Below are 13,392 nucleotides of genomic sequence, written 5' to 3' on the forward strand. Positions count from 1 at the left end.
GATGTTTGTCATTCTTGTCTGACCAGCCATTCCAGTCTGCTAGCGATCCAGTCCCTCATTTCTTTGATTTATGTAGTCTGCATAGGGTTGAAGCGCTTTCTCCGAAGGGACTCGAAGACATTCTCCATCGTATTGTTTCAGTTCGTCGTATCCTACAAGTTCAGCATGGCCTTGTAGGCTGATCTCATACTCCTCGTTGAGTTCGAACCACCCGTGGTCAAAAGCCCAATGATGGCGGGAACATAGTGCGAGGCCGTTCTGAGGCAAATCTGGCCCACCGTGAGCTTTGGGCAAGATATGAGCTGCTTCCAAGTTGTGGCTTCCGTCCGGGGATTCAATCAGCCCTCCACAGATCGCACAGCCATCGTAGAGATCATATATCACCTCACGGAATGCTGCCTCTCGTTTCTCTCGTTTTACCTTCTCAAGTTCGGAATCATCACTGTAGACGCGCAGATCTGCTTCTGTTACCTGCCGTAAAATCTCTGCCAAATCCTGAACCGAGTGGTCTTCTTCAAGCTCAAGATCATCCAGTATTCGCTGTGACCCTACACCCTGCTCCAGTAATCTGTCGACGATTTCTTTGCCGATTCCCTTCCAAGACGGCTTGTGTTTCCTGATAGCTATTTTGATCCCATGTGGGTCACGGTGCTCCAATACGTGCGGGTTTTGCTGAAAGAATCGATGGATAACTAATCCTGGTGAGTGTTCCCCATTCAGATAATAGATCGGTTCTGACGGATTGGTCGACCCGGAATCAACATGAAACTTCCAGACTCCACGCTGGCGGTCTTTTGTGCTTACACTCTGTGGCATCTCGGTGGAAGCTGTAGGCCCATTGTTTCGAAGTTTCTCTATGTTCGCCGACCCCCTCTTTTCCTCGGGTGTTTCGATGGAACTGAATCGATACTGTTTCTCGTCCGGGTCTATCCCTGCCTCCTCGAGTGCAACGACGAACGACTCAAACTCCTCGTCGTAGAGGATGTACGGATACTCCCCATGCTCTTCGACATCCGCACGCCGCGGCGGACGGTCCACTATGTCATCGACACTTCCGAGCGCCCTTAGGAGTCGCTCACGACTTACGTCCCATTCTACTCCATGGGTGGGCTGAATATCTGCTGCCCGTAGTGCGTCGTGCCAACTGCCGAATTCCTGCTTGTAGTAGTAGGGGGAATGCGGACCGTTTTCCCGCATTCCACGCACAGTCGGTACACCGTCGACCTTCTCGGCAAACGATCTCAGATCCGCTATGAGACGATTACTTGTGAGTGTTTTATCCATGACGAATCGATCTCATTCCGATTACAAAACATTTCATTGCGTGTGATAGACCGCCGAATTCCTATCTCTCGGTTTGAGTCTTCTTCGAGGGGTTGAGGGTGGCAAGCCATCTGCTTAATTTGGTCGCAATCGCTATCCGGTCAGCCCAATCTCACACCACCGTGTCGACCGCGAGGAACGCCCCGTAGCCGACGCCGAGCGCGAGCGCCAGCGACCCGACCCACGCGAGCACCGTGTAGGCCATCTTCCGGGTGCTGACGCCCGCGCCGCCGGCGGCGTAGCCGGAGCCGACGATGGCGCTGACGATGATCTCGTTGAACGAGACGGGAATGCCGAACGCGACGGCGATCTGTGCGATCGCGAACGAGGGGATGAGCGCGGCGATCGAGCGTCGCGGGCCGAGGTTGGAGTAGTCCTGTGCGAGCGCCTTGATCATCCGCGGGGCGCCGGTCCACGACCCCGCGAGCAGGCCGAGTCCCCCGCCGACGAGCACCGCCGACAGGGGGATCGAGAGCCCCTCGTCGAGCAGCGGGACCAGCGGCCCGATCGCGAGCCCCACCTGCGAGCCCCCGGCCGAGAAGGCAACGAGGCCCCCGAGCACGAGCAGGAAGTGCCGCTGGCCGGCCTCCGGATCCCGGCCGGTGTCGTAGTGGAGCGCCGTGGCCGCCAGCAGCGCGAGCGCGACCGTGACCGCCACCCTGACGCCGATCGCCCCCATGGCCGGGGGGGACAGCGCGAGGAACTCGCGCGTGAGGGCGCCGGCGATCGAGCCCTGGCCTCCCTCGGGGCCGAGCGCCGCGAAGCCGATGTTGACGACGAGCGCACCGACGACCCCCGCGAGCCCGGCGGTCAAGAGCCGTTCCGGCACCCGTTCCTCGCGGAGCAGGCGGGCGGTGAGGTACGCCGTGCCGCCGCCGACGAACGGCGTCGCGACCCACAGCGCGGCGATCTCGCGGTACTTCGCCCACGCCGGGTCGCCGCCGAGCGCGAGCCCCACCCCGACGACGGCGCCGGTGACGGTGAACGCCGTGGCGATGGGGTAGCCCGCGAAGACGCCCACCGCGACGAGCGCGGCGGCGGTGAGCAGCCCGACGATGGCGGCGGTCGCGGTGATGGCCACGCCGCCGACGAGGTCGTTGCCGACCGCCTCGGTGACGTTCGCGCCCTGGAGCACCGCGCCGAGGAAGCCGAGGATCCCGACGACGAGCCCCGCCCGCATGACCGAGATGGCGTTGGCGCCGACCGCGGGGGCGAACGGCGTCGACCCCGAGGAGCCGGCGCCGATGGCCCACGCCATGAACAGCGAGGCGAGGCCGGCGATCGCTAGCGTCGCCAGCGTCGCGAGGTCGACCATACCCCTCGCCTCGGGGGCCGCCTACAAGTCGTTGTCCCTAGCAACTCGCCGTGGGGCGGTTCTCAGTCGCGCTGACCCGCCTCGTATCCCTCCTTCGCGCTGACGAGGATGCGCCGGACGAAGAGGTAGCCGCCGAGCACGAGGGCGACGATGACGACGAGGATGGCCGTGAGCACCGGGTTGGCGGCGACCGCCTCGCCGACGAGGTCGAGTATCATGTCGGTGGGTGGGTCGGAACGGCGGAAAGGCGTTTCGGGTACCCGTCCGGGTTCGCGCCGCTCCCGTCGAGCGAGGGGCCGTCGACGGACGACGACGCCCGAACGACGGGAAGGCTTACGTTCGCCCCCTCGAATACCGCAAGTCGATGGCCGACATACTGCCCTCCACCCCGGACCTCGGGAGCCCCGAGGAGCGGGAGCCTCGCGTGCTCGGCGTCGACGCCGAGGACGCCGAGGACGTGCTCTCGGCGCTGTCCTCGGACACGGCCCGGGAGCTACTCGCGACGCTCCACGAGGAACCGGGTCCCGCCAGCGACGTCGCGAAGCGCGTCGACACGAGCCTCCAGAACGCCCAGTACCACCTCAAGCGCCTCCACGACGCCGGCCTCGTCGAGGTCGGCGGCACCGCCTACTCCGAGAAGGGGCGCGAGATGGACGTCTACACCCCGGCGGACCGCGCGCTCGTCCTCGTCGCCGGCCGCGAGGAGGACACCCGCGGGCTGAAGGGGACCCTCAAGCGCCTTCTCGGCGGGGTCGGCGTCGTCGCGCTCGTCTCCGTGCTCGTCGAGACGTGGCTCGACGGGCCGTTCGCACCCACGCTCCCGTTCGGGCAGACCGGCTCCGCCGACTCGGGCGGCGGCGGCGACGTGGAGATGATGGCGGTCGACGCCGCCGAGGCAGCGGCCTCGGAGCCGACGCTGTGGGAGCAGATCGCCGCCTCCCCCGGCGCGCTGTTCTTCCTCGGGGGCGTCGTGGCGCTCTCGCTGGCCGTAGCGTACGTCTACTGGCGCCACAGCCGGTGACTAAAAGAACTCTTTGAGGGTACAGTAGGTATATGATATTACCGCCGCTACCGGAGGGTACGGGTCCCCGGGACGCTTCGGCCCTCCACCGGTCCCCCTGGACCTCCCTCCACTGATTCTTCGGACGTCGTCGCCCGCCGGCGGGGTCCCACACGGCCCCGGACGGGGGGTCGGCGGTCCGGTCAGTTTCCGCCCGCGTCGACCGTGAACCGCTCGAACACGTCGCCGTCGGGCGTGACGAGTCGCCCGTCCAGGCCGTTCCCGTCGGCCGACGGCTCGAGTTCGGCGTGTGCGGGGCGGTTCCCCCGCGGCTGGGCATGGCTCCCCGGGTTGAGCAGCGGCACCCCCGCGGAGTCGTCGAACTCGGGGCGGTGGCTGTGGCCGAACACGACGAGGTCGGCGTCGCGCTCGCGACCGAACATCGCGAGCCCCGTCGCGCCGCTGCGGCTTCGGTGCCGGACGGCGACGGCCGCTCCCTCGTAGGCGACGACGCGCTCGTGGGGCAGGCGCTCGCGGATGGGCGTGTCGTCGTTGTTGCCGACGACGCCGAACAGGGACTCGTTCTCCGCGAGGAACGCGTCCAGCACCGGTTCGCGGTAGAAGTCGCCCGCGTGGATAACGCGGTCGGCCTCGCGCACCGCCTCCAGGGTCCGCCCGCGGAGGCGGTGGGCGTCGGTGGCGTGGGTGTCGGAGACGACGGTGAGCACGCCGGGAGATACGGGCCGGGGGACCTGAAGGTTAGGTCTCGGCAGCGTCGACGCCGCCACGCGTGGCCCTTCACTACATCTAAGTCCGCCCCGGTCGACATTTGTCCAATGGCCGGGAGCAAATCGGTCGTCATCGCGGCGCTGTTCGCGAACGGCGCCATCGCCGTCATGAAGTTCATCGGCTACCTGCTCACGGGAAGCCCGTCGATGCTCTCGGAGACGTACCACTCCATCTCCGACACCGGCAACCAGGTGTTCCTCCTCGTCGGCATCCGCTACTCGGGGCAGGACGCGAGCCGAACCCACCCGTTCGGCTACGGGAAGGCGCAGTTCTTCTACGCGTTCCTCGTCTCGGTGCTGCTGTTCGGCATCGCCGGCTGGGAGTCGTTCTCACACGGCTGGAACGCGCTCACGGCGGGTGGGCACGGCGGGGAGCAGGTGGACGTCGTCATCGCGGGCGTGAACCTCACCCGGCTCCTCCCCGTGGAGGCGTTCTGGGTGAACGTCGTCGTCCTGCTGGGCGCCATCGGCTTCGAGACGTACGCGTTCGCCAAGGCGTACGCGGAGCTCCAGCGGCAGACGGAGCTGTACGGCTGGTCCGGCTTCCGCGAGGCGTTCCGGAAGACCAGCGACGTGACGACGCTCACCGCGTTCACCGAGGACGCGGTGGCGCTCGGGGGCGCGTTCATCGCGCTGGTCGGCATCACCGCCACGCGGCTCACCGGCGTCGAGGCGTACGACGCGGTCTCCGCGCTGTTCATCGGCGTCCTGCTGATGGGGTTCGCGCTCGCGCTGGCCTGGGAGAACAAGCGCCTGCTCGTCGGGGAGTCGCTCCCCCGCGAGGTCGAGGCGGGGCTCCGTGACGCGATCGGGGGTCGCGACTCGGTCGCCGAACTCCGCGACTTCCGGACGATGTTCATTGGCGCCAACGAGGCGCTCGCGACCGCGGACGTGCGCTTCGCGGACGGGCTGTCGGCCGAAGAACTCGAGGACGAGATCGTCCGGCTCGAATCGGAGCTGAGAGAGCGGGACGAGCGGGTGAAGCTGGTCTTCGTCGAACCGGTGGAGTGAACCCTCGGTCGGTGGTTCGTGGACGGCCGCCGGCGTCGGCGGTACCCGAAAGGAGCAACGTCGCCCGGGGACCGCGCGATATTTCCCCCCGAGCCCCCACCATCCACGCGATGATCGATCTCCGTTCGGACACCGTCACGAAGCCGAGCGACGCGATGCGGGAGGCCGCGGCGGGCGCCGACGTCGGCGACGACGTCTACCGCGACGACCCGACCGTCAACGAACTCGAGGCGCGCGCGGCCGACCTCGCCGGCATGGAGGCCGCGCTGTTCGTCCCCTCCGGGACGATGGGCAACCAGGTCGCCATCCGCACCCACACCGACCGCGGGCAGGAACTGCTCTGTGACGAGGGGGCCCACGTGTACAAGTGGGAACTGGGCGGGATCCCCCAGCTCTCGGGCGTCCAGCCGCGAATCCTCGACTGCGACGAGCGCTGCGTCCCGACGCCGGAAGGGGTCGCGGACGGCTACGTCGCCGAGGACCTCCACCGGCCCGGCACGGGTCTGCTCTGCCTGGAGAACACCCACAACTCGCGCGGCGGCGTCGCCGTCCCGAAGGAGCACGTCGACGCCGCGGCCCGGGCGGCCCACGACCGCGACGTGCCGGTCCACCTCGACGGCGCGCGCTTCCTCAACGCCTGCGTCGCGCTCGGGGAGGAGCCGGCCGCCATGACCGAGCACGTCGACTCCGTGATGTTCTGCCTCTCGAAGGGGCTCGGCGCCCCCGTCGGGTCGGTGCTGGCCGGGGACGAGGCGTTCGTCGATCGGGCGCGGCGGGTTCGGAAGCTGTTCGGCGGCGGGATGCGGCAGGCCGGCGTGATCGCCGGTCCGGGACTGCTCGCGCTGGAGAACGTCGACCGGCTGGCCGAGGACCACGAGAACGCCCGACGACTCGCCGAGGGGCTGGACGACGTCGAGGGGCTCTCGGCGCCCGAACCGGACACGAACATCGTGATGGTGAACAGCGAGGCGGCGGGGCTCACCGGCGAGGAGCTCTCGGCGGCCTGCGAGGAACGCGACGTCGCGTTCGCGGCGTTCGGCGAGCACACCTGCCGGCTCTGCACCCACCTGGACGTGAGCGACGGGGACGTCGCGGTCGCGCTCGACCGCATCGCGGACGCGGTCCAGGCGGCCTGAGGCGGCACCGGGTCCGGCTCTCCCCGGCAGCGCGTCGCTCCTCCGGTCGAACGTCGATACCGGTAGCCGGTCACGTGGTTTCGTTCATCCGATGACGGGCAGGACTGAGCTGACGAGTTCGATACTACGTGTGAAGCTGTGATGGCAAACGGTTACTCGAAACACTCGACGGGATCGCCCGCCAGCCACGGGTCAGGATCGAGCGCAGCCAGGTCCTCGGGCCTATCGCTACTCTCTGCGCGGATGAGGACGGACTGGTCGAGATAGTACGTTACGAAGATCGTCGGAGAATCACCGATAACGGTACCACCCGACCGCTCGACCGTCTCCGAATAGTGATACTGGATACGCACGAGAGCAGCGTTACCGGGCGAACTGAAGCTCTTCGTACCCTCGATCCCCACGAAGAACTGAGTGAGCCGTGCTCCCCACTCCGCAACTAGGGTATTCCGTCGATACGCTCGCTCGTAGGCCTCGACGTACTCGACCGTGGAATCGTCGTCGTCGAACGAATCGAGGGGATCCGGATAGGACGTGGGCTCTACTGCTTCTTCCGCACTGGTGTCGGGTGCGTCGGGTTCTGGACGGTCGGCCGTTTCACAATCGTAGTCTGGTGGCTCGTCCCGGTCCTCGAACGAGGTGCCTTCTCGGGAGAGTCCCGTTTGCTCCGTCGTCGTTTCGGCATCGTCGTTCCCAGCGAGTCGTTCAGTACCGAGACAACCAGCGAGGATACCTGAAAGTCCAACCCCCGTGAGTAGATTGCGGCGACGGATTGGACCGTTCATTCGCAAGATCGTCGACACTCCGTCGATAAATGTTTTCTTCGTATCGAACGCGAGTTTCACGCTCCACCCTGAGTAACGAAACCGTGCTACTACCCACTGTCAGGTCGAGAACTCGAACCGCGCCCCGCCCGACTCCGCCTCCGCGAGGTCGACCGACCAGCCGTGCGCCTCCGCGACGCGGCGGACGATGGCGAGCCCGAACCCCGTCCCGTCCTCGCTCGTGGTCACCCCGGCGTCGAACACGGACTCGCGCTCGTCCGCGGGCACGCCCGGCCCGTCGTCCTCGACGGCGAATCCGGCGTCGGTACACGCCACGCGGACGGTCACGTCGGGGCCGCCGTGTTCGACCGCGTTCCGGAAGAGGTTCTCCAGCAGGTCCCGGAGCCGGTCCGGGTCCGCGTCGACGACGCAGTCGTCCTCGGCGACGAGCGTCGCCGACGGCGTCTCCACGTGGAGCCAGGCGGTCCCCGCCAGGTCGGCGAGGTCGACCGCCTCCGTCTCGCCGACGACCCGCCCCTCGCGGGCGAGCCTGAGCAGGTCGTCGACCAGCCCGCGCATCCGGTCGAGCGCGTCCTCGACGGTCCGGAAGTGGTCGTCGTCGCCGGTCTCGCGCGCGAGGTCGAGGTAGCCCTCCGCCACCGAGAGGGGGTTCCGGAGGTCGTGGCTCACGACGGAGGCGAACTCCTCGAGGCGCTCGTTCTGGCGCCGGAGCGCCCGCTCCCGCTCCTTGCGCTCGCTGATGTCGGAGTAGATGGCGAAGCCGCCGACGTTCGCGGCGTCGAGTTCGAGCGGGACGACGTACATCAGGAAGTCCCGTACCCCCTCGGCGGTGAGCCGCCGACACTCCTGTCTGACGTTGTCGCCGTGACGGAGCCGCCGGTTCAACTCGGCGGCCTCGGCCGCAGTCCCGGACTCGTCGGGGACGATGAACTCGTCCACGCTCTCGCCGAGCACCTCCTCGGCGGGGTAGCCGAACGTCTCCTCGAAGGCGGTGTTCACCCCGCGCGCGACCGGTTCGCCGTCCACCATCTCGAAGGAGACGGCGGCGTCGGGGATGTTCTCGAACAGCGCCGAGAGCCTGTCGCGCTCGTCCCGGAGGTCGCCCTCGGCGCGGACCCGTTCGAGCGCGACCGCGACGTGGGACATCAACAGTTCGGCGAGTTCGAGGTCGGTCTCGTCGAACGCCTCCGGCCGGGTAGACACCGTCTGACAGACGCCGAGGTCGCCGACGGGGACGCTGACCCCGGACCGGTACTCCGACCTGGCCGGGGAGGCGTCCTCGCTGTCGGCGACGTCCTCGATGAGCATCGACTCGCCGGTTCGGTACGTCCGGCCGGTCACGCCCTCGGAGACGTGCATCGCTCGCGAGGCGTCCGGTTCGGCCCCCTCAGGTTCGGCAGCCGGCACGAGCATCTCCCCGCTCTCGTCGAGGAGGCTGATGGTACACCTGTCGAACGAGAGCACCTCCTCGGCGGCGAGGATGGCGCGCTCGAGCACCTCGTCCTCAGTCTCGGCCTTCGCGAGGTCGGCGGCGGCCCCGTGGAGTCGCTCGATGGTCCGGCGCGACTCCCTGAGCGCCGCCTCCGAGCGCACCCGCTCCCGGGTGGCGCTCGCGTGGGTGACGAGCAGTTCGGCCAGTTCCCGGTCCGACTCGTCGAAGGCGTCCTCCGTCTCGGCGATCACCTGGAACACGGCGTCGTCGCCGAACGGGATGCTGATGGCGCTCTGTGGCCCCTCGTGGTGGGGTCTCGCGTCCGGGTGGCCCGCCACGCGGTCGACGTGGAACGTCCGCCCCTCGGCGTGGGTCCGCCCGAGGATGCCGCTGTCGGGCGACCGCTCCGGCGCGTCCGGGTCGGTCGTCGCGACGGTCTCGAACCCGTCGCCGTCCGGCAGCGCGACGAGCAGGTACGACCGGTCGAACGCGAGCACCTTCTCGGCGATGTCGACGGTCAGTTCGAACAGGTCCTCCTCCGTGTCGGCGTCGACGAGTCCGGGCGCGGCGCGGTGCAGTTCGGTCACCTTCCGCTGGCGCTCGCGGAGGTCCGACTCGGCGGAGAGCCGCTGGTGGGCCTGCGCGACGTGGGTCGCGAACAGTTCGGCCAGTTCGAGGTCGGTCCCGGTGAAGGCCCGAGGGGCCCTCGCCGCGGCCTGATAGACGCCGACCTCGCCGACCGGGACGCTGACGAGCGACCTGATGTCGCCCGGGTTCGAGACGGCCGGCCGCTCCCGGACCTCGGGGACGACCTCCGACTCCCCGGTCCGGAGCGTCTCCCCGGCGATCCCCTCGTCGACGTCGGCGCCGCCGGCCATCGCCTCGCCGTCGCCGAGCCGGAACCGGGGGACGAGCCGGTCCCCGTCGCGGGTTCCGAGCCAGCAGTGGTCGAACGAGAGCACCCGCTCGGCCACCGCGCCCGCGCGTTCGTACAGTTCCTCGAACGTCCGCGCCGCGGCCATCTCGGCGGCGCCGTCGTGGAGTTCGGTGACCCGTTGCCGGCTCTCGCGCAACTGCAACCGCGTCTCGCCGGCGAGCGCGTGCCGGATCTCCTCCTCCAGGACCGCGGAGGGGGACTCACAGCGGGGAACGAAGCCGTCGGCGTACGGCGGCGGGTCGGCCGCGAAGGCCACGACCGGCGTGCCGGCGGCGTCGAGGCTCTCCACGGCCGCCCCCGGGAGCGTCGTCTCCCCCACGAGGACGACCGCGTCCGGCGAATCCGACTCGATCCTGGCCGGGAGCGTCGCGACCGTGACCGCCTCCGCGGTCACGTTCTCCCCCGCCAGGTCAGTGGCCACGTCTTCGGCGTCGTCGCCGTCGACGACGAGCAGCGAGAGCGACCGTGCCATGAGATCCACCGATGTATCGCCCAAGAGTTGGCTAACTAGAATTTAAGAATATCGGTGGGGTTCGGCGCGCGGGGAGCGAGCGCGAACGGGCCGTCCACGGGGCGACTCCGGCGGTTTCCCGGATCGATCCGGTCGTCCTCCCCCGAACAGATCCGGCGGCCCGGGACGGCCCCGGTAGGGACCACTTTCGGTCCGGTTTCGGGCTGGCCCGGAACCCTTTTGCACGGTGACGGGGGTAGTGGGGCGTAATGAGCGATCTTACTGGGGAGTACCGCCTCGAGTACTTCGAGGAGGAAGGATTCCATCGACGGGAGTGTAGCTCCTGCGGGGACCACTTCTGGACCCGCGACCCCGACCGGGAGCTGTGCGGGGAGCCGCCGTGCGAGGACTACTCGTTCATCGACGACCCGGGGTTCGACGAGGCGTACAGCCTGGAGGAGATGCGCGAGGCGTTCCTCTCGTACTTCGAGGCCAACGGCCACGAGCGCATCGATCCGTACCCGGTCGCGGCGAACCGGTGGCGCGACGACGTGCTGCTCACGCAGGCGTCCGTCTACGACTTCCAGCCGCTCGTCACCTCCGGGCAAGCGCCCCCGCCCGCCAACCCCCTGTGTATCAGCCAGCCGTGCATCCGGATGCAGGACATCGACAACGTCGGCAAGACGGGCCGGCACACGATGGCGTTCGAGATGATGGCCCACCACGCCTTCAACGCGCGCGAGGAGGTGGGGGACAAGTACGCCTACAGCGGCGAGGTGTACTGGAAGGACGAGACGGTCCGCTACTGCGACGGCTTCTTCGAGTCGATGGGCGCGAACCTGGAGGAGATCACCTACATCGAGGACCCGTGGGTCGGCGGCGGCAACGCCGGCCCCGCCATCGAGGTAATCTACAAGGGCGCCGAACTCGCCACGCTCGTCTTCATGTCGATGGAGCAGGACCCCGACGGCGAGTTCGAGATGAAGGACGGGAACCGCTACTCGAAGATGGACACGTACATCGTCGACACCGGCTACGGGCTCGAGCGGTGGACCTGGATGAGCCAGGGCACCCCGACGGTGTACGAGGCGGTGTACCCGGACGCCATCGAGTTCCTGAAGGAGAACGCCGGGATCGAACTCACCGACGAGGAGGAGACGCTGGTCCACCGCGCCTCGAAGCTCTCGGGTCACCTCGACATCGACGCGGCCGAGGACGTCGAGGCCGCCCGCGACAACATCGCGGACAAACTGGACGTGGAGACCGAGCGGCTGACCGAACTCCTCCGCCCGCTGGAGGACATCTACGCCATCGCGGACCACTGCCGGACGCTCGCGTACATGTTCGGCGACGAGATCGTCCCCTCGAACGTCGGCACGGGCTATCTCGCCCGGATGGTGCTCCGCCGCACCAAGCGGCTCGTCGACAACGTCGGCGTCGACGCCCCGCTCGACGAGCTCGTGGACATGCAGGCCGACCGGCTCGGCTACCGGAACCGCGACACCATCCGCGACATCGTCCGCACCGAGGTCGAGAAGTACCGCGAGACGCTCGAGCGCGGCGGCCGGAAGGTCGAGGCGCTCGCCGACGAGCACGCCGGCACCGGCGAGCCCATCCCGGTCGAGGAGCTCATCGAACTGTACGACTCCCACGGCATCCAGCCCGACATGGTTCGGGAGATCGCCGAGGAGCGCGGCGCGACCGTGCAGGTGCCCGACGACTTCTACGGCCTCGTGGCCGCCCGTCACGACTCCGCGACGGAGTTCGGCGAGGAGGCCGAGGCCGACGAACGGCTCGCGGACCTCCCGGAGACGGAGAAGCTCTACTACGACGACCAGGAGCGCACGGAGTTCGAGGCGGTCGTCCTCGACGTGTTCGAGCGGGAGGACGGCTACGACGTCGTGCTCGACCAGACGATGTTCTACCCCGAGGGCGGGGGTCAGCCCGCCGACCGCGGGACGCTCTCGACCGACGACGTCACCGCCGAGGTGACCGACGTACAGATCCGGGACGGGGTCGTCCTCCATCGGGCCGACGAGGACCCCGGCAAGGGCGAGTTCGTCCGCGGGCAGGTCGACGGCGAGCGCCGGCGCCGGCTCATGCGCCACCACACGGCGACCCACGTCGTCGGCTACGCGGCCCGCGAGGTGCTCGGCGCCCACGTCCGGCAGGCGGGCGCCCAGAAGGGGCTCGACTCCTCGCGGCTCGACGTCTCCCACTACGACCGCATCACGCGCGAGGACGTGAAGGAGATCGAGCGCGTCGCCAACGAACTCGTCAGGGAGAACCACAGCGTCAAGCAGGAGTGGCCCGACCGCCACGCGGCCCAGTCGGAGCACGGCTTCGACCTCTACCAGGGCGGCATCCCGCCGGGCGAGCAGATCCGGATCATCACCGTCGGCGAGGACGTGCAGGCGTGCGGGGGGACCCACGTCTCCCGGACCGGCGACATCGGCGCCATCAAGGTGCTCAAGACCGAGCCGGTCCAGGACGGCGTCGAGCGCATCGTCTTCGCCGCCGGCGAGGCCGCCATCGACGCGACCCACCGGACCGAGGACGCGCTGTACGACGCGGCCGAGGTGCTCGACGTGGACCCGCAGGACGTGCCCGAGACGGCCGAGCGCTTCTTCACCGAGTGGAAGGAGCGCGGTAAGACGATCGACCGGCTCCAGGAGGAACTGGCGAACCTCCGCATCGAGACGGCCGAGCCGGCCGCCGAGATCGACGGCACGCCGGCCATCGTCGAGCGGATGGACGCCGACGCGGACGAACTCCGCGCGGCCGCGAACGCGCTGGTCGAGGACGGCCGCATCGCGGTGCTCGGCTCGGGCGCCGGCGGCGCCGCGACGTTCGTCGTCGGCGTCCCGGACGGCGTGGGGCTGAACGCCGGCGAGGTGGTCGGCGAACTGGCCGACCGCGTCGGCGGCGGCGGCGGCGGCCCGCCGGACTTCGCGCAGGGCGGCGGCCCCGACGTGGACGCGCTCGACGACGCGCTGGAGGCGGCCCCGGACGTGCTCCGGAACGTGCTGAACGCCTGAACTCCGGCGCGTCCTTCGACCGACTCGTTCCGAACCGACGCCGGTAGCAGTCGGACTGCGCGGTGGCGTTCCTGCGGGTCGGGTTACGTGAGTTCACGGAGGGACAGTCCGCCCGAGGGCGACGGTACTTCCGCGAGCACGGGCACCGTTCCTGCCGGGACGAACCGACCGCGCGA

At 68.5% G+C, this 13,392-nt stretch carries 10 protein-coding genes; 4 read left to right on the top strand and 6 right to left on the bottom strand.

Translation table 11 applies throughout. From position 1 onward, the window contains the following. Positions 1-39: 39 nt before the first annotated feature. The 3 genes from HUG12_RS02320 to HUG12_RS02330 all read right to left on the bottom strand — a co-directional run bounded on the left by HUG12_RS02320 (position 40) and on the right by HUG12_RS02330 (position 2,856). Positions 40-1,284, bottom strand: a complete 1,245-nt coding sequence (locus HUG12_RS02320) for a homing endonuclease associated repeat-containing protein (RefSeq protein WP_179267227.1) — start codon at positions 1,282-1,284, stop codon at positions 40-42. Positions 1,285-1,435: 151 nt separating this feature from the next. Then, positions 1,436-2,638, bottom strand: a complete 1,203-nt coding sequence (locus HUG12_RS02325) for an inorganic phosphate transporter (protein WP_179267228.1) — start codon at positions 2,636-2,638, stop codon at positions 1,436-1,438. 62 nt (positions 2,639-2,700) lie between these two features. Further along, the gene (locus tag HUG12_RS02330) at positions 2,701-2,856 is read right to left on the bottom strand and encodes a DUF7859 family protein (protein ID WP_179267229.1); all 156 of its coding nucleotides are present in this window, start codon (positions 2,854-2,856) and stop codon (positions 2,701-2,703) included. A gap of 146 nt (positions 2,857-3,002) precedes the next feature. Between HUG12_RS02330 and HUG12_RS02335 the strand changes: the two genes are divergently transcribed. Beyond that, a complete protein-coding gene (locus HUG12_RS02335; protein WP_179267230.1) occupies positions 3,003-3,659 on the top strand; it encodes an ArsR/SmtB family transcription factor in 657 nt (218 codons plus the stop codon). Positions 3,660-3,841: 182 nt separating this feature from the next. Here the strand turns inward: HUG12_RS02335 and HUG12_RS02340 are convergent, their stop codons facing one another. Then, positions 3,842-4,366 (bottom strand): metallophosphoesterase, encoded by a 525-nt coding sequence (locus HUG12_RS02340; protein ID WP_179267231.1) that lies wholly within the window; start codon positions 4,364-4,366, stop codon positions 3,842-3,844. A gap of 108 nt (positions 4,367-4,474) precedes the next feature. On the opposite strand from HUG12_RS02340, the gene HUG12_RS02345 reads away from it, so the two are divergent. Then, positions 4,475-5,437, top strand: coding sequence for a cation diffusion facilitator family transporter (locus HUG12_RS02345; RefSeq protein WP_179267232.1), 963 nt, complete (start codon positions 4,475-4,477; stop codon positions 5,435-5,437). Between the two features lie 110 nt (positions 5,438-5,547). Continuing rightward, a complete protein-coding gene (locus HUG12_RS02350) occupies positions 5,548-6,573 on the top strand; it encodes a threonine aldolase family protein (protein ID WP_179267233.1) in 1,026 nt (341 codons plus the stop codon). A 152-nt stretch (positions 6,574-6,725) separates the two neighbouring features. Here HUG12_RS02350 and HUG12_RS02355 read toward each other — a convergent pair whose 3' ends face one another. Together HUG12_RS02355 and HUG12_RS02360 are read right to left on the bottom strand one after the other, a co-directional pair. After that, positions 6,726-7,358, bottom strand: coding sequence for a hypothetical protein (locus tag HUG12_RS02355; RefSeq protein WP_179267234.1), 633 nt, complete (start codon positions 7,356-7,358; stop codon positions 6,726-6,728). Between the two features lie 99 nt (positions 7,359-7,457). Continuing rightward, the gene (locus HUG12_RS02360; RefSeq protein WP_179267235.1) at positions 7,458-10,199 is read right to left on the bottom strand and encodes a GAF domain-containing protein; all 2,742 of its coding nucleotides are present in this window, start codon (positions 10,197-10,199) and stop codon (positions 7,458-7,460) included. A 248-nt stretch (positions 10,200-10,447) separates the two neighbouring features. On the opposite strand from HUG12_RS02360, the gene alaS reads away from it, so the two are divergent. After that, on the top strand, positions 10,448-13,216 hold the full coding sequence (gene alaS / locus HUG12_RS02365; protein WP_179267236.1) for an alanine--tRNA ligase: 2,769 nt from the start codon (positions 10,448-10,450) through the stop codon (positions 13,214-13,216). Positions 13,217-13,392: the final 176 nt, after the last annotated feature.

This window comes from Halorarum salinum (assembly GCF_013402875.1).
Lineage (GTDB): Archaea > Halobacteriota > Halobacteria > Halobacteriales > Haloferacaceae > Halorarum > Halorarum salinum.